Below are 15,444 nucleotides of genomic sequence, written 5' to 3' on the forward strand. Positions count from 1 at the left end.
CAGACAGAGAATGATGAAATCGAAAATCGCGCTTGCCGTCCTGCTGACCAGCGTCGCGCTGGCGCCGGCGAGCGCGCGCACCAAGCCGCACCACAAGGCGGCCAGCAGCACCAAGGCCAAGGCCCCGGCCAAGAGCAAAGCCAAGGCCAAGGCGAAGGCAGATAACGACGAGAAGCCCGTGCAAAAGGCCGCCGCGCCCGTCGCCGCCGCCACGCCGCAGAACCGCAACGACCGCTTCATGGACTCGCTGTCCATGCAATTCCTCACCGCGCTGTGGCGCATCGATCCGGAAGACGGCATCTACGTCGGCAAGTTCGACGCGGCCGCCAAGCTGACGATCCCCGACGCCGCCTCGCGCGCGAAGCGGCTGGCGTTCATCGACGAGTGGCTCGACAAGTTCGGCAAGCTGAACGCCGACAAGCTGTCGCCGAACCAGCGCACCGACCTCGCCGTCCTCCTCAACAAGCTGAAATACGAGCGCTGGCAGTTGACGACGTTCCGCGAGTTCGAGTGGAATCCGGCCGAGTACAACGTGGCGCAGGCCTTCGACCTGATCCTGAACACGGAATACGCGGCCAAGGCGCAGCGCCTGCGCACGATCCTGAAACGCCTGGCCGACGTGCCGGCCTATTATCAGGCGGCGCAGGGCTCCATCGTCAACCCGACGCACGAACACACGCAGCTGGCGATCCAGCAGGCGCCGGGCACGCTCGTCGTGCTGGCGGACCTCGGCAAGGCCGCGCAGGAATCGATCCTGTCGGCGCAGGAAAAGGCGATCTTCGCCCAGCGCATCGCGAACGCAGGCACGGCGGTGCTGGGCTGGGTCGACTTCTTGAGCGACCTCGATAAATCGCAGGTGCAGACGCAGCGCGCGCGCTCGTTCCGCATCGGGAAGGATTTATACGAACAAAAATTCGCCTTCGAGATCCAGTCATCCAACACGGGCGAGCAGACCTACCGCAAGGCCTTGGCCGCGCGCGACGAACTCCTGACCCGCATGGACGCTTTGTCCGATCAGCTGTGGGACAAGACGATGGGCAGCACCGCGAAACCCGCCGACCGGTATAAAAAAATCGGCATGGTGATCGACAAGCTCTCGCTGCAGCACACGACGCCCGCGAATTTCCTGCCCGAGATCCGCCGCCAGATCCCGCAGCTGCAGGAGTTCGTCATCAGGAACAACCTCGTGACGATCGACCCGAGCAAGCCGCTCGTCGTGCGCGAGACGCCGCTGTACCAGCGCGGCGTCGCGGGCGCCAGCATCGATGCGCCGGGCCCGTATCGTCCGAAGGATAAAACCTATTACAACGTGACGCCGCTGGACGGCCTCACGCCCGAGCAGGCCGAAAGCAGCCTGCGCGAGTACAACAACTGGATGCTGCAAATCCTGAACATCCACGAGGCGATCCCCGGCCACTACACGCAGCTGATGAACGCGAACCGGTCGCCGTCGCTGGTCAAGACCCTGTTCGGCAACGGCGCGATGGTCGAGGGCTGGGCCGTGTACGGCGAGCGCATGATGCTGGAGTCGGGCTATGGCGACAACGCGCCGGAGCTGTGGCTGATGTGGTGCAAGTGGAATCTGCGCAGCGTCTCCAACACGATCCTCGACTACAGCGTGCACGTGCTGGGCATGACGCGCGACCAGGCCATGGACCTGCTCGTGCGCCAGGCTTTCCAGACCCCGCAGGAAGCCGCCGAAAAGTGGCGCCGCGCGCAGCTGTCGTCCGTGCAGCTGTCCAGCTATTTCAGCGGCTACAGCGACATCATGGAACTCCGCGAACGCCGCAAGGAGCAGCTGGGCGACCGCTTCAACCTCAAGCAATTCCACGACCAGTTCCTGAGCTACGGGAATGCGCCGGTGAAGATCATCGGGCAGTTGATGCAGTAAGTGAAGCGCACAACGCTCATCGCTGCGCTCGCGGGCGCCGCCGTGCTGGCCGGCGGCGCGGCCGTGTATGTCCTCAATACCCGCCAGGACGCGACCCCAGGGCGCGCTTTCTGGCGCCCGGCCGATGCCCCCACCAGGCCCGCGTGGTCCGCGCGCGTGACGCCGCTGGCGGGCCGCTTCGGCGACCCGTTCGGCACCGCCGTCGATGCGCACGGCAATGTGTTCGTGGCCGATGGCGGTGACTGCAGCTGCATCCGCCGCATCGCGCCCGACGGCCAACAAACCGTCTTCGCGGGCGGCCGCGCGGGCTTCGCGGACGGCGTTGGCGCCGCCGCCGCATTCGACACGCCGTCGGCGCTGGCCATCGACCGCCTGGGCAATCTGTACGTGGCCGATACCCGCAACAACGCGATCCGCAAGGTGGCGCCCGACGGCAGCGTGAGCACGCTGGCGGGCGGCGGCGACGCCGGCTACCTCGACGGCATCGGCCGCGCCGCCCGCTTCGACGGGCCGGTCGGCGTGGCCGTCGACCGCGACGGCAATGTCTGGGTCGCGGACACCTACAACGACCGCATCCGCGGCATCGCCCGGGACGGCACGGTGACGACCGTGGCCGGCAGCGGCGCGCCCGACCACCTGGACGGCACGGGCAGCGCGGCCGCGTTCGACACGCCGAGCGCCATCGCGGTCGACAAGCACGGCGTGCTGTTCGTCGCCGATACCGGCAACGACGCGATCCGGCGCATCGACAAAACGGGAATGGTGACGACGTTCGCGCGCGCGCCCGAGGACGAGCGCCGTCCGCTGCTGCGCCGCCCGGTGGCGCTGGCGCTGACGCATGACGGTTATGTGTACGCGAGCGGCGCGAGCGGGCGCATCATCCAGTTCGATCCAGACGGGCAGTATCACGCCCTGCCAGATGCCGACCGTCCCGCGGGCACGAGCTATGCCAGCGACGGGAGCGTGCGGCTGTACGCGCCGCGCGGCATCGCCGTGAAGCGCGACGGCGCGCTGGTGGTGGCCGATGGCCAGGCGCAGCAGGTGTTCGCGCTGGCGCCGCCGCCAGCCGGTACGCCGGCCCCGCAACCCGCGCCTCTGGAGCTGCCGGCGGTGGCATCCATGCCCTGGCCCGTGAGCCCGCAGCAGGAACCGCACGAAGTCGTCGGCGTGATGGGCGAGGTGCGCGGCAGCTACGACGGCGAAAACCGCGACCACTTCCATGCGGGCCTGGACATCCGCGCCGACGTCGGCGCGCGCGTGCTGGCGATCCTGCCGGCGACCGTCAGCGATCCTTATCCGAACTGGGCGTTCGGCCAGCTGGGCGAAGGCATGAGCCTTGGGCCGCTGTCGTATATCCACATGCGCGTGGGCCGCGACAGCACGGGCAAGGCGCTCGATCCGCGCTTCCAGTTGCTGCGCGGCGCGAACGGCAAGCCGGAACGCGTGCGGGTGCGGCGCGGCACCCGCTTCGCCGTGGGCGACGCGCTCGGCACGATCAATCCGATGGCGCACGTGCACATGGAGTACTACCCCGGCGGCCGCGCGGTCAATCCGCTGACCCTGCCGTTCACGGGCCTGCGCGACACGGTGCCGCCCCGTATCGAGAGCATCGCGCTGTACGACGCGAGCGGGCATCGCCTGCCGGGCAAGAAGGGCCGGCGCGTGCACGTGGCGCGCGCGCTCGGCGAAGTCGCGATCGTCGCCGCCGGCTACGACCAGATCGACGGCAACCTGGCGCGGCGCCGCCTCGGCCTGTACAAATTGGGCTACCAGCTGCTCCATGCGGACGGCAGCCCGGTCGCGGGGTTCGAAGCGCCGCGCATCACGCAGGTCTACGACCGCCTGCCACGCGAGCGCGACGCGGTGAAGCTGCTGTACGCGGAAAACAGCGGCATCACGGTCTATGGCAGCAAGGCCACGGTGTTCGCCTATGCCGTCAACAACACGCTGAAGGATGGCGTGGCCCTGCCCGCTGCCTGGCGCGTGGACGGCCTGGCGCCGGGCGACTACCTGCTGCGCATTTACGCCGCGGACTTCGCGGGCCAGGTGGCGCTGCAAGGCCGCGACCTGCCGATCACGGTCGAGTAATCAGGCGAGGGCCGGACCGAGCGCCCGCGCCGCGTGTTCCAGCCGCGCGATCCGCGCGTATTCCCCCTCGTCGGCATGGCGGAATGCCGCGATCCGCAGCGGTGCCATCGCGTCCTGCAAACGCGGCCCCGGCGCCAGCAGCAGGCGCACCACCAGATCATCAACGGCGTGCCGATGACGGGGCCGATCCGCTGCCGGCAGGCCACGGCGCCGAACCAGCCGCCGTGGATGACGGCGATCAGCAGACGTCGGCCATTCGCCGCGCCACAGCGCGCGCGTTCGGTGGCGACGTGACGCCGCTGGGCGTCGTCCAGGTAGGCGGAGCGTCGCGATGTCGAATAGGGAGATGCCATCTGCGTCCTTGCCGGGTTGACAGAAAAAAGTATAGAGACGCACACAGCGGCGGACCACGAAGATATTTGCGCTTCGATATCAGGAATCTGCCTGTGCAAAACCGCACACTTGGCGTGCTCGTGCGCAGCCTTGTATGCATGAAACCGGCTCCTACAATGAATCGCTGACAACAATCAAACACACGGGAGACGTCATATGCGCCACATCATTTCGCTCGCGCTGCTGGTGGGCGCAACCTGCACCGCCCAGGCCCAGGTCACGGCCGGCCCCGGCACCTGGAGCAGCAATCAGACGTGGGGGGCCGACACCGTCAACGGCGGCAATCTGACCGGGTATTACTACTGGCCGGCCACGCAGCCAGTGCTGAACGGCAAGCGCGCCCTCGTGCTCGTGCTGCACGGCTGCGCGCAGACGGCCGGCGGCGACGTCATCGACAGCACCAGCGACGGCGGCTTCAACTGGAAGGCGGTGGCGGACCAGTACGGCGCCGTCATCCTCGCGCCGAATGCGACGGGCAATGTCTACAGCAACCATTGCTGGGATTACGCCAGCACCAGCCACAACCGCACGTCGGGCCATGACGGCGTGCTGCTCGACCTCATCAAGCGCTTCACGACGAATGCGCAGTACGCGATCGACCCGAACCAGGTCTATGTCGCCGGCCTGTCGTCCGGCGGCGGCGAGACGATGGCCCTCGGCTGCCTCGCGCCGGACGTGTTCGCGGGCGTGGGCATCAATGCCGGTCCGCCGCCCGGCACGACGACGACGCAGATCGGTGCCGTCCCCGCCGGCTACACGGCGACGACCGCGGCCAGCAACTGCAAGGCGCTGGCCGGCAGCGCGAGCCCGTCGTTCGCGAGCCAGGTCGCGGGCGTCGTCTGGGGCACGAGCGATTACACGGTGGCGCAGCAATACGGTCCGATGGACGCGCAGGCCATGCGCCTCGTCTACGGCGGCACGTTCACGAAGGGTCAATCGACGACGGTGGCCACGGGCGGCACGAACGTCCCGTACCTGGATGCCAACGGCAAGCTGCGCACCACCGAGATCACGGTCAGCGGCATGGGTCATGCGTGGCCGGCCGGCACCGGCGGGCAGAACACGAACTTCGTCGACGCCACCCACGTGAACTATCCGGCCTTCGTGATGGATTTCTGGTTCAAGAACAACCTGCGGGCGGCACGCGCCGCGGCTCCGGTCGTCGACAGCTGCAATGCGAGCGTGTCCGGCACGACCGTCACCGTGTCGGGCAGCGGCACGGACAGCGCGGGCAGCATCACCGGCTGGCGTGTCGTGCTGAATGGACCCGGCGCCGTCGACGACGCGGCGGCCGGCAGCGGCGCCAGCTTCAGCAAATCGTACACGAACGTCGCCAACGGCTATTACACGGGCAGCGTGACGGCGACGGACAGCGCCACCGGCCTGACCTCCGGCGCGTGCAGCATCGCCCAGTTCCTCGTCGGGACGCCGCCCGCCCTGCAGCCGCCGGCCGGCCTGGCGGTGGGTGCGACGACGTCGAGCAGCGTGACCTTGACGTGGACTGCCGCGAGCGGCGCCACCGGCTACTACGTCTACCGCAACGGCAGCCGCGTGACCGCGGGCGCGGTGACCGCGACGAGCTACACGGACAGCGGCCTCGCCGCCAGCACGACGTATAACTACCAGGTCTCGTCCACGAACGGCAGCAGCGAGAGCGCGTTGTCGGCGGCGGTGGCGGGCACGACGAAGTCCAGCTGGACCTGCAGCGCGACGACCTCCAGCAACTACGCCCACGTGCAGGCCGGACGCGCGCACGACAGCGGCGGCTATGCGCTGGCGAACGGGTCGAACCAGAACATGGGGCTCGACAACACGTTTTATACGAGTACGCTGGCGCAGACGTCGCCGGGGTATTACGTGATCGGGAACTGTCCGTAAGCTGTCATTCCCGGCACTGCCGGGAACGACTTCCCGGCACTGCCGGGAACGACTTCCCGCGCAGGCGGGAACGACGAGTTCCTAGGCGTGTTCCTCCGGCGCCTGCGACACGCGCACGAAGATCGGCGCCATGATGAGGCCCAGTTCGAACAGCAGGCACATCGGCACCGCCAGCGCCAGCTGGCTGACGGCGTCCGGCGGCGTGACGACGGCGGCGATCACGAACGCGCCGACGATGGCATACGGGCGGATCGAGCGCAGCTTCTCGACGCTGACGATGCCCATGCGCACGAGGATCACGACGACCACCGGCACCTCGAACGTGGCGCCGAACGCGAGGCACATGGACATCACGAAATCGAGGTAGTTCTCGATGTCCGGCATCACGGCGATGGAATTCGGCGAGAAATTGCCGATGAAGTGGAACACGCGGCCGAACACGAAGAAATAGCAGAACGCGACCCCGGCGATGAACAGGATCGACGACGAGATCACGAGCGGCAGCACGAGCCGCTTTTCGTGCGCGTACAGCCCGGGCGCGACGAAGGCCCACACCTGATAAAACACCCAGGGCAGCGCGAGGATGAAGGCGATCAGCAACGTCACCTTCATCGGCACGAGGAATGGCGCGACGACGCCCGTGGCGATCATCTTGGAGCCGGCCGGCAGCGCGGCCAGCATGGGGGCGGCGAGGAAATCGTAGATGCGCGCCGGGCCCGGCCACACCATCAGCACGATGCACGCGAGGACGATGCCGTACGTCGCCTTGATCAGGCGGTCGCGCAGCTCGACCAGGTGGGAGATGAAGGTTTCTTCGCCCGCAGTTTCTTCAGTCATCTGGCGCAAGGGTGTGGCGCCTGAAGGCGGCCATCATCAGAAAAATTTGGTGTTGGAAGTGGCGCCGGGACGGAACTTGCGCACGCGTGCCGCGCCGGACAGCACGTGCTGGCGCGTGCCCTGGCGGTTCTTGTACCACGCCGGCACGTTCGACGTCTTCGCCAGCTTCTTGCGGCGGAAGTCGCGCGCCTTGCGTTCGATGTCGTCTGGCGACGCCGTCGTGGGCATGACGGCCGTGTCGCCGCGCCAGGCGGACTCGACCTCGTTCATATGCGTCGAGACGGTGCTCTCGACTTCCGACTTGAACGTCTCGACCTCGGACTTGAAGCTTTGCGCGCTGTCCTGGATATCCTTGTGCAGGTTGCGCAACTCTTCCATCTCGATCTCGCGCGAGACTTCCGACTTCACCTCATGCAGGTAGCGCTGGGCGCGGCCATACAGGGTGCCGGCCATGCGCGCCACCTTAGGCAATTTCTCGGGGCCAATCACGACCAGCGCCACCGCGCCGATGACCGCGAGTTTGGTAAGTCCGAGATCGATCATGCGGGGTCAAGCACGGGCTTAATGGCGGGTCTTTTCACGCGCGTCGACGTCGATGGTCGACTTGTCGGCGACCTGCTGCGGCGTCTGCACGGTCGACTGGCTGGCGGACGACTTCTCTTCCTCGCCCTTCATGCCATCCTTGAAACCCTTGACGGCCTTGCCCAGGTCCGAGCCCGCATTGCGCAGCTTGCCCGTACCGAACACCACCACCACCACGACCAGCACGATCAGCCAGTGCCAGATACTCATCGAACCCATTGTATTCTCCTTGCCGGGCGCAAACCCGATCAGCGTAAGCGATAGCCACGCCAGTATAAGCCATGCAGGACGGGAATGCCCTCTTTCCTTTAGGGAACGCCGTAAAACTGCCCGACGGTTCCCGAGGTTCCCGTGGAATTACGTCCCGAGACCACGCCAAGGACGCGGCCCGCCATAGACGTGCAGATGCAGGTGGTACACCTCCTGCCCGCCGTCCGGTCCGACGTTGAACAGCGTCTTGTAGCCGCCGCTGCGCTGGCCGTCCGGGCCGGTTTTCACGGCGATGCCGTGTTCAGCCGCCAGCTTGGGCGCCAGCGCCAGCATCTTGCCCAGCACGGGCGCGTCCGCATCCGTGCAATCGGACAGCGAGGCCACGTGGTGCTTCGGGATCACCAGCAGGTGGACGGGCGCGGCCGGGTTGATGTCCTTGAACGCGAGCAATTCGTCGTCCTCGTACACCACGCTGGCCGGAATCTGTTTGGCGGCGATCTTGCAGAAGATGCAGTTATCCATGTTCTACGCTCCAGGTCTTAGTCTTGGGGCCGCGAGGCCTTCTCTTCGATGCCGGACATGCCTTCGCGGCGCGCCAGCTCGTCCAGCACCTGCTGCGGCGTGAGGCCGAACTGCGCCAGCAGGACGATCGAATGGAACCACAGGTCGGCCGTTTCGTACAACAGCTTCGACGGGTCCGCCCCGGCACGCACGTCTTTCGCCGCCATCACGGTCTCGACGGCTTCCTCGCCGATCTTTTTCAGAATGGCGTCGTCGCCCTTGGCGAACAGTTTCGCCACGTACGAGGCCGACGGGTCGCCGCCGTTGGCCGGCTTGCGGGTTTCGATCAGCGCGGCCAGGCGTTCCAGTTGCGTGCTCATTTGCTCTTCTTCGGGTTGGTGTAGATGGTGTCCGGGTCCTGCAGCACGGGCTCGACGCTGTGCCAGTCGCCGTCCTCGAACTTCTGGAAGAAGCAGGAATGGCGGCCGGTGTGGCAGGCGATGCCGCCGGCCTGTTCGACCTTCAGCAGCACCACGTCTTCATCGCAGTCGAGGCGGATTTCCAGCACTTTCTGCACATGGCCGGACTCTTCGCCCTTGTGCCACAGCTTCTTGCGCGAACGGCTCCAGTACACGGCCTCGCCAAGCTCCACGGTCTTGGCAAGGGCTTCGCGGTTCATCCAGGCGAACATCAGGATGTCGCCGGTGCCGGCTTCCTGGGCGATCACCGGCACGAGGCCGTGCTCGTCCCATTGGACTTTCTTGAGCCAGGGTTGGGCCGGGATCGTCGGGGGGGTGGTCGGGGTCACCATGGTCGTCGGTTCCATCAATCAGTCGAGGCGCATCGGGATGCCGCGGTCCGCCATGAAGCGCTTGGCTTCGCCGACCGTGTGCTGCCCGTAGTGGAAGATACTCGCGGCCAGCACGGCGTCGGCATGGCCTTCCACGACGCCGTCGGCCAGGTCCTGCAGGCCGCCCACGCCGCCGGACGCGATCACGGAAATGCCCACCGCATCCGACACGGCGCGCGTCAGGCCCAGGTCGAAGCCGGACTTGGTGCCGTCGCGGTCCATGCTGGTGAGCAGCAGTTCGCCGGCGCCCAGGCTTTCCATCTTGCGCGCCCATTCGACGGCATCGAGGCCGGTCGCGTTGCGGCCGCCGTGGGTAAAGACTTCCCACTTGCCGGGCGCGACCTGCTTGGCGTCGATGGCGACGACGATGCATTGCGAGCCGTGCTTCTGCGAGGCGTCGTACACGAGCTGCGGGTTGGTCACGGCCGAGGTATTCATCGACACCTTGTCCGCGCCGGCGTTCAGCAGCCGGCGCACGTCCTCGACCTTGCGCACGCCGCCGCCCACCGTCAGCGGGATGAAGACGGTCGATGCCACCGCCTCGATGATCGGCAGGATCAGGTCGCGGCCGTCCGAGGACGCCGTGATGTCGAGGAAGGTGATCTCGTCGGCGCCCTGCTCGTTGTAGCGGCGCGCGATCTCGACCGGGTCGCCGGCGTCGCGCAGTTCCGTGAAGTTGACGCCCTTGACGACGCGGCCGCCGGTGACGTCCAGGCAGGGGATGATGCGTTTTGTGAGCATAAATTTGTACGTTTAGAGAAACCGTCGTTCGCGCGAAAGCGGGAACCCATACTGATTCTGCCTCAATGCCGGCAGTGCCGTTGCCGCAAACTCAGCATGGATCCCCGCTTTCGCGAGGATGACGGTTCATGGGGCTGCGGCCTGTCAGGCCTGCGCGCCCTCGGTCAGTTCATCCGCGCGTTCCTGCGCGCTGGCCAGGTCGAGCGTGCCTTCGTAGATCGAACGGCCGCAGATCACGCCCTCGATGCCCTCGTCCTGCACGGCGCACAGCGCTTCCACGTCGGCCAGGTTGTGCAGGCCGCCCGAGGCGATGATCGGGATGCGCACGGCCTGGGCCAGGCGCACGGTCGCTTCGATGTTCACGCCGCCCATCATGCCGTCGCGGCCGATGTCGGTGTAGACGATCGATTCGACGCCGTAGCCTTCGAACTTCTGGGCCAGGTCGATGACTTCGTGGCCGGACATCTTGCTCCAGCCGTCCGTCGCCACCTTGCCGTCCTTGGCGTCCAGGCCCACGATGATGCTGCCCGGGAAGGCGCCGCAAGCGTCGTGCAGGAAGCCCGGATTCTTCACCGCGGCCGTGCCGACGATGATGTAGGTGATGCCGTCGTCCAGGTAGCGCTCGATGGTGTCGAGGTCGCGGATGCCGCCGCCCAGCTGGACCGGAATCTCGTCCAGCTCATTCTCCGTGGCATAGCTCTGCACGACGCGCAGGATCGATTTGATCGCCTCTTCGTTCTTCGGTTTGCCCGCGAACGCGCCGTTCAGATCGACCAGGTGCAGACGACGCGCACCCTTCTTGAGCCAGTGCAGCGCCATCTCGGCGGGATCTTCGGAAAACACGGTGGCGAGGTCCATATCGCCCTGTTTCAGGCGAACGCAGTGACCGTCTTTCAGGTCGATGGCGGGGATCAGCAGCATGGTCGGTATCGATTAGGTTAGTGCCGGGTTGACGGCGGAAATTACGGATTCCAGTGAACGAAGTTCTTGTACAGTTGCAAACCAGCAGCGGCACTTTTCTCGGGGTGAAACTGGGTGGCGACGATATTGTCCATCGCGACGGCACAGCAGTACGGCGCGCCGTAGTCGGTCTCGCCGATCGTGTGCGCGGCGTTTTCCGGCACCGCGAAATAACTGTGCACGAAATAGAAGAAGCTGTTGTCCGCCACGCCATTCCACAGCGGGTGGGCGCGCGACTGGCGCACGCGGTTCCAGCCCATCTGCGGTACCTTGAAGCGCGAGCCGTCGGCCTGCAGCTTGCCGTCGAGCCGGAAACGCACCACCTTGCCGGGCAGCAGGCCCAGGCCGGGGGCGTCGCCCTCCTCGCTCATGTCGAACAGCATCTGCTCGCCCACGCACACGCCCATCACGGGACGGGTCTTGGTGGCGCGCAGCAGCGCTTCCTCGGCGCCGGACTCGCGCAGGCTCTGCATGCAGTCGCGCATCGCGCCCTGGCCCGGCAGCACGACGCGGTCGGCCGCGTCGATCACGGCCGGGTCGTTGGAAATCTGCACGTCGGCCTCGGGCGCGACGGCGCGCAGGGCCTGTGCCACCGAGCGCAGATTGCCCACGCCATCGATTACAACAATCTTGTTCGTCATCTGAAAATCCGTGGCGTTACAGGCTGCCCTTGGTCGACGGGATCGTGCCCGCGGCCCGCGCATCCAGCTCGGCGGCCATGCGCAGCGCGCGGCCGAAGGCTTTGAAGACGGTCTCGCACTGGTGGTGCGCGTTCACGCCGCGCAGGTTGTCGACGTGCAGCGTGACACCGGCGTGGTTCACGAACCCGCGGAAGAATTCGATGGTCAGGTCGACGTCGAAACGGCCGATCGTCGCGCGGGTGAACGGCACATGCCATTCCAGGCCCGGACGGCCGGAAAAGTCGATCACGACGCGCGACAGCGCCTCGTCCAGCGGCACGTAGGCATGGCCGTAGCGGCGGATGCCTTTCTTGTCGCCGATGGCCTTGGCGACAGCCATGCCCAGCGTGATGCCGGTGTCCTCGACGGTGTGGTGGTCGTCGATGTGCAGGTCGCCGACGGCCTCGACTTCCAGGTCGATCAGGCCATGGCGGGCGATCTGGTCCAGCATGTGGTCCAGGAACGGCACCCCGGTATTGAGTTTCTGGCGGCCGGTGCCGTCCAGGTTGAGCGCGACGCGAATTTGCGTCTCGCTCGTATTGCGCGTGATTTCTGCGGTGCGGGTCATTGCTAGGTGCTCGGCGGTGTTCAGGCTTGCAGCGAAGCCTTCAGGGCATTCAGGAATACGGAATTTTCTTCCGGAGTGCTGACCGTAACACGGATGCAATTGGCCAGCAATTCATGCATTTTACTCAAATTCTTGGTCAGCACCCGATCTGCGAACAGTTTAGCGCAGCTTCGCTCCGCATCCGGCACGCGGAAGGTGATGAAATTCGCGCTCGACGGGAACACAGTCACGCCCGGCAGCGCGGCCAGCGCGGCAGCCAGTTCCGTACGCGCCTCGTTGAGGCGGGCGGCCTGCTCGTCCAGCACGTCCAGGTGGTCGAGGGCGAATTCCGCCGCCACCTGGGTCAATACGTTGACATTGTACGGCGGCCGCACCTTGTCGAACTGCTGCAGCAACGCGGGCGCGGCGGCGAGATAACCGAGGCGGATGCCGGCCAGGCCCAGCTTCGACAGCGTGCGCATCACGACGAGGTTCGGATAGCGCGGCAGCTTGTCCATGAAGCTCGTGCGCGCGAACGGCTGATAGGCCTCGTCCACGACGGCGATGCCCGTTTCTCCCAGCGCTTCGATGATGGCGACCATGTCGGCTTCGTCGTACAGGTTGCCGGTCGGGTTGTTCGGGTAGGCCAGGAACACGAGCGCCGGCTTGTGCTCGGCGATCGCGGCCAGCATGGCGGGGCGGTCCAGCGAGAAGTCGGCCTTCAGCGGGACGCCGACATAATCCATGCCCGCGAACTGGGCGGAGCGCTGGAACATGACGAACGCCGGGCTGGGCGCCAGCACGATCGCGCGCTTGTCCTGGCGCGAGCAGGCGGTGCACAGAATGGAGATGATCTCGTCCGAACCGTTGCCGAGGATGACGTCGTAACCGGCCGGCACGCCCAGCGTCGTGCGGATCTTGTCCTTCAGCGTGCTGTACGACGCCAGCGGATAGCGGTTCAGGACGGCGTCCGCCAGGCGCTGGGCCAGTTCGGCGCGCAGCGGATCGGGCAGCTGGTACGGGTTTTCCATCGCGTCCAGCTTGATGTAGCCGCTCGAATCCGGGACGTTGTAGATATGGCCGGCACGGACGTCTTCGCGGATCGTGTTGGCGATGAGGTTGTCGATGCTGGTCATTCCTGGTTCACTCCTTCGGTGGCGGTGGTGGAAACTTCGGCGCGGGCGCCTTTGCGTTTTTTCGGGACCGGCTGCGCGGGGGCGGACAAGCGTTCCGCGATGGTCGCGCAGTAGGCGGGGTTCAGTTCGAAACCGGTGAAATGCCGGCCGAGGCGTTTGGCGGCCAGCGCCGTCGTGCCGCTGCCCATGAACGGGTCGAGCACGACGCCGCCCGGCGGGCATGACGCCTTGACCATGCGCTCGATGATCTCGAGCGGTTTCTGCGTCGGATGGTCGACCCGTTCCGCATGTTCGCGATGCAGCCGCGACACGCTCCACAAGTCCTTGGGGTTGTAACCCACTTCCAGCCACTTGGCGCCCACGAAGATCGAGCGCGATCGCGCCTTCTTCGTCTCGGCGTCGTACGGGATACGTACGGAGTCCAAGTCGAAATAATAATCCTTGCGCTTCACGAAGAAGCCGATGGTGTCGTGCACCGAGGAAAAGCTCCTGGTGCTGCCCCCCATCGAGGGGACGCGGCGGTCCCAGATGATCTCGTTCATCATCGTCATGCGCCGCTTGAGCATGACGAAGATCTCGGGCGCGAAGCGCCACGTGAGAAAGATGTACAGGCTGCCGTTGTCTTTCAGTTTCGGCAGCGCACGGTCGATCCAGCGCTCGGTCCAGGCGAGGTAATCCTCGGTGCTCTGCTGGTCCGAGCCGTTGCCGTAATCCTTGCCGAGATTATACGGCGGGTCCGTCAGGATCAGGTCGATGCTGCCGTCGGGGATGCGCGCCATGCCGGCCAGCGCATCCTCGCAGAAGACCTGATCGAGCCAGGCCGTCATGATTCCGGTTGAATCCTGAGTTCTGCGCTGCGCGCGTGCGCCTGCAGGCCTTCGCCGTACGCCAGTTCGGCCGCGACACGGCCCAGCGTTTGCGCGCCGGCCTCGGACACGAACAGGATCGACGAGCGCTTCTGGAAATCATACACGCCCAGCGGCGACGAGAAACGCGCCGTGCGCGACGTCGGCAGCACGTGGTTCGGGCCGCAGCAGTAGTCGCCCAGCGACTCGGACGAGAAGCGGCCCAGGAACATCGCACCCGCGTGGCGGATCTTGTCGGCCCACTGCTGCGGATTCTCGGCCGAGATCTCCAGGTGCTCGGCCGCGATGGCGTTCGAGATCGCGCACGCTTCATCCATGTCGCGCACCTTGATCAGCGCGCCGCGGTCCGTCAGCGACGTGGCGATGGTGTCCTTGCGCGGCATCGTCGGCAGCAGTTTATGAATGCTCGCCTCGACTTGCGCGATGTACTGCGCATCGGGGCACAGCAGGATCGCTTGCGCCAGCTCGTCGTGCTCGGCCTGCGAGAACAGGTCCATCGCGACCCAGTCCGGGTCGGTCGTGCCGTCGCACAGCACGAGGATTTCCGACGGGCCCGCGATCATGTCGATGCCGACCGTGCCGAACACGCGGCGCTTGGCGGCGGCGACATAGGCATTGCCCGGACCGACGATCTTATCCACCGGCGGAATGGTCGCCGTGCCGTAGGCGAGCGCGCCGACGGCCTGTGCGCCGCCGATCGTGATCACGCGCGTGACGCCGGCGATCGCGGCGGCCGCGAGCACCATGCGGTTCTTGACGCCATCCGGCGTCGGCACGACCATCACGATTTCCTTCACGCCGGCCACTTGCGCGGGAATCGCGTTCATCAGCACCGACGACGGATACGCGGCCTTGCCGCCCGGCACATAGATGCCCACGCGGTCCAGCGGCGTGACGCGCTGGCCGAGCACCGTGCCGTCGGGCTCCGTGTACGTAAAACCGTTCAGCTCCTGCTTCTGGCGCTCATGGAACACGCGGATGCGTTCCGCGGCCGTGCGCAGCGCGGTGCGTTGCGACTCCGGCAGCGAATCCAGGGCGGCCTGCAATTCTTCCTGCGTGACGTCGAGGGCAGCCATGCTGGCCGCGCCGCCGTCCGGGATGCGATCGAATTTGTTCGTGTATTCCAGCACGGCGGCGTCGCCGCGCGCCTTCACGTCGGCGAGGATCTTGGCGACGGCCGATTCGATGGCGTCGTCGGTCTCGGCTTCGAACGCGAGCAGCGTGTTAAGGGTCTGCTGGAAGCCGGCGGCGGTGGAATCGAGTTTGCGGATCGTGATGGACATG

General features: G+C 66.3%; 17 protein-coding genes. 3 read left to right on the forward strand and 14 right to left on the reverse strand.

Annotation, left to right across the window (positions count from 1 at the left end):
- Positions 1 to 10: 10 nt before the first annotated feature.
- Complete coding sequence (locus tag BVG12_RS19025; protein WP_075793769.1) at positions 11 to 1,891, forward strand: DUF885 domain-containing protein; 1,881 nt, start codon at positions 11 to 13, stop codon at positions 1,889 to 1,891.
- Positions 1,892 to 3,979: an NHL repeat-containing protein gene (locus BVG12_RS19030; RefSeq protein WP_075793770.1), complete on the forward strand. Its 2,088-nt coding sequence runs from the start codon at positions 1,892 to 1,894 to the stop codon at positions 3,977 to 3,979. It abuts the gene before it with no gap.
- On the opposite strand, the gene BVG12_RS34135 is transcribed toward BVG12_RS19030, so the two are convergent.
- The gene (locus BVG12_RS34135) at positions 3,980 to 4,129 is read right to left on the reverse strand and encodes a hypothetical protein (RefSeq protein ID WP_156895676.1); all 150 of its coding nucleotides are present in this window, start codon (positions 4,127 to 4,129) and stop codon (positions 3,980 to 3,982) included.
- A 399-nt stretch (positions 4,130 to 4,528) separates the two neighbouring features.
- Here BVG12_RS34135 and BVG12_RS19040 point away from each other — a divergent pair, with 399 nt between their 5' ends.
- Complete coding sequence (locus tag BVG12_RS19040; protein ID WP_075793772.1) at positions 4,529 to 6,250, forward strand: extracellular catalytic domain type 1 short-chain-length polyhydroxyalkanoate depolymerase; 1,722 nt, start codon at positions 4,529 to 4,531, stop codon at positions 6,248 to 6,250.
- An 81-nt stretch (positions 6,251 to 6,331) separates the two neighbouring features.
- Here BVG12_RS19040 and tatC read toward each other — a convergent pair whose 3' ends face one another.
- From tatC to hisD, 13 genes are all read right to left on the reverse strand, one after another.
- The gene (tatC, locus tag BVG12_RS19045; RefSeq protein ID WP_075796452.1) at positions 6,332 to 7,087 is read right to left on the reverse strand and encodes a twin-arginine translocase subunit TatC; all 756 of its coding nucleotides are present in this window, start codon (positions 7,085 to 7,087) and stop codon (positions 6,332 to 6,334) included.
- A 36-nt stretch (positions 7,088 to 7,123) separates the two neighbouring features.
- Positions 7,124 to 7,630, reverse strand: a complete 507-nt coding sequence (gene tatB, locus BVG12_RS19050) for a Sec-independent protein translocase protein TatB (RefSeq protein ID WP_075793773.1) — start codon at positions 7,628 to 7,630, stop codon at positions 7,124 to 7,126.
- An 18-nt stretch (positions 7,631 to 7,648) separates the two neighbouring features.
- Complete coding sequence (gene tatA, locus BVG12_RS19055) at positions 7,649 to 7,888, reverse strand: Sec-independent protein translocase subunit TatA (RefSeq protein ID WP_075793774.1); 240 nt, start codon at positions 7,886 to 7,888, stop codon at positions 7,649 to 7,651.
- A 138-nt stretch (positions 7,889 to 8,026) separates the two neighbouring features.
- Positions 8,027 to 8,401: a histidine triad nucleotide-binding protein gene (locus BVG12_RS19060; RefSeq protein ID WP_075793775.1), complete on the reverse strand. Its 375-nt coding sequence runs from the start codon at positions 8,399 to 8,401 to the stop codon at positions 8,027 to 8,029.
- Between the two features lie 17 nt (positions 8,402 to 8,418).
- Complete coding sequence (locus tag BVG12_RS19065; protein WP_075793776.1) at positions 8,419 to 8,760, reverse strand: phosphoribosyl-ATP diphosphatase; 342 nt, start codon at positions 8,758 to 8,760, stop codon at positions 8,419 to 8,421.
- Positions 8,757 to 9,191, reverse strand: a complete 435-nt coding sequence (gene hisI, locus BVG12_RS19070) for a phosphoribosyl-AMP cyclohydrolase (RefSeq protein ID WP_075796453.1) — start codon at positions 9,189 to 9,191, stop codon at positions 8,757 to 8,759. The genes BVG12_RS19065 and hisI overlap by 4 nt, the downstream gene beginning before the upstream one ends.
- A gap of 18 nt (positions 9,192 to 9,209) precedes the next feature.
- Complete coding sequence (gene hisF / locus BVG12_RS19075; protein ID WP_075793777.1) at positions 9,210 to 9,971, reverse strand: imidazole glycerol phosphate synthase subunit HisF; 762 nt, start codon at positions 9,969 to 9,971, stop codon at positions 9,210 to 9,212.
- A gap of 144 nt (positions 9,972 to 10,115) precedes the next feature.
- On the reverse strand, positions 10,116 to 10,892 hold the full coding sequence (gene hisA / locus BVG12_RS19080) for a 1-(5-phosphoribosyl)-5-[(5-phosphoribosylamino)methylideneamino]imidazole-4-carboxamide isomerase (protein WP_075793778.1): 777 nt from the start codon (positions 10,890 to 10,892) through the stop codon (positions 10,116 to 10,118).
- Positions 10,893 to 10,933: 41 nt separating this feature from the next.
- Complete coding sequence (hisH, locus tag BVG12_RS19085; RefSeq protein WP_075793779.1) at positions 10,934 to 11,572, reverse strand: imidazole glycerol phosphate synthase subunit HisH; 639 nt, start codon at positions 11,570 to 11,572, stop codon at positions 10,934 to 10,936.
- Between the two features lie 16 nt (positions 11,573 to 11,588).
- Entirely contained in the window at positions 11,589 to 12,179 is a 591-nt protein-coding gene (gene hisB, locus BVG12_RS19090; protein ID WP_075793780.1) for an imidazoleglycerol-phosphate dehydratase HisB, read from the reverse strand.
- A 20-nt stretch (positions 12,180 to 12,199) separates the two neighbouring features.
- The gene (hisC, locus tag BVG12_RS19095; RefSeq protein ID WP_075793781.1) at positions 12,200 to 13,294 is read right to left on the reverse strand and encodes a histidinol-phosphate transaminase; all 1,095 of its coding nucleotides are present in this window, start codon (positions 13,292 to 13,294) and stop codon (positions 12,200 to 12,202) included.
- Complete coding sequence (locus BVG12_RS19100) at positions 13,291 to 14,121, reverse strand: DNA-methyltransferase (protein ID WP_075793782.1); 831 nt, start codon at positions 14,119 to 14,121, stop codon at positions 13,291 to 13,293. The genes hisC and BVG12_RS19100 overlap by 4 nt, the downstream gene beginning before the upstream one ends.
- A complete protein-coding gene (gene hisD, locus BVG12_RS19105; protein ID WP_075793783.1) occupies positions 14,118 to 15,443 on the reverse strand; it encodes a histidinol dehydrogenase in 1,326 nt (441 codons plus the stop codon). The genes BVG12_RS19100 and hisD overlap by 4 nt, the downstream gene beginning before the upstream one ends.
- Position 15,444: the final 1 nt, after the last annotated feature.

The sequence above is a fragment of the Massilia putida genome, assembly GCF_001941825.1.
Lineage (GTDB): Bacteria > Pseudomonadota > Gammaproteobacteria > Burkholderiales > Burkholderiaceae_D > Telluria > Telluria putida.

Excerpts from the sequence above, each read along its gene's own strand:
- BVG12_RS19025 (WP_075793769.1), top strand. The coding sequence starts at position 11 with ATGATGAAATCGAAAATCGCGCTTGCCGTCCTGCTGACCAGCGTCGCG.
- BVG12_RS19040 (WP_075793772.1), top strand. The coding sequence starts at position 4,529 with ATGCGCCACATCATTTCGCTCGCGCTGCTGGTGGGCGCAACCTGCACC.
- tatC (WP_075796452.1), bottom strand. The coding sequence starts at position 7,087 with ATGACTGAAGAAACTGCGGGCGAAGAAACCTTCATCTCCCACCTGGTC.
- tatB (WP_075793773.1), bottom strand. The coding sequence starts at position 7,630 with ATGATCGATCTCGGACTTACCAAACTCGCGGTCATCGGCGCGGTGGCG.
- tatA (WP_075793774.1), bottom strand. The coding sequence starts at position 7,888 with ATGGGTTCGATGAGTATCTGGCACTGGCTGATCGTGCTGGTCGTGGTG.
- BVG12_RS19060 (WP_075793775.1), bottom strand. The coding sequence starts at position 8,401 with ATGGATAACTGCATCTTCTGCAAGATCGCCGCCAAACAGATTCCGGCC.
- BVG12_RS19065 (WP_075793776.1), bottom strand. The coding sequence starts at position 8,760 with ATGAGCACGCAACTGGAACGCCTGGCCGCGCTGATCGAAACCCGCAAG.
- hisI (WP_075796453.1), bottom strand. The coding sequence starts at position 9,191 with ATGGTGACCCCGACCACCCCCCCGACGATCCCGGCCCAACCCTGGCTC.
- hisF (WP_075793777.1), bottom strand. The coding sequence starts at position 9,971 with ATGCTCACAAAACGCATCATCCCCTGCCTGGACGTCACCGGCGGCCGC.
- hisA (WP_075793778.1), bottom strand. The coding sequence starts at position 10,892 with ATGCTGCTGATCCCCGCCATCGACCTGAAAGACGGTCACTGCGTTCGC.
- hisH (WP_075793779.1), bottom strand. The coding sequence starts at position 11,572 with ATGACGAACAAGATTGTTGTAATCGATGGCGTGGGCAATCTGCGCTCG.
- hisB (WP_075793780.1), bottom strand. The coding sequence starts at position 12,179 with ATGACCCGCACCGCAGAAATCACGCGCAATACGAGCGAGACGCAAATT.
- hisC (WP_075793781.1), bottom strand. The coding sequence starts at position 13,294 with ATGACCAGCATCGACAACCTCATCGCCAACACGATCCGCGAAGACGTC.
- BVG12_RS19100 (WP_075793782.1), bottom strand. The coding sequence starts at position 14,121 with ATGACGGCCTGGCTCGATCAGGTCTTCTGCGAGGATGCGCTGGCCGGC.
- hisD (WP_075793783.1), bottom strand. The coding sequence starts at position 15,443 with ATGTCCATCACGATCCGCAAACTCGATTCCACCGCCGCCGGCTTCCAG.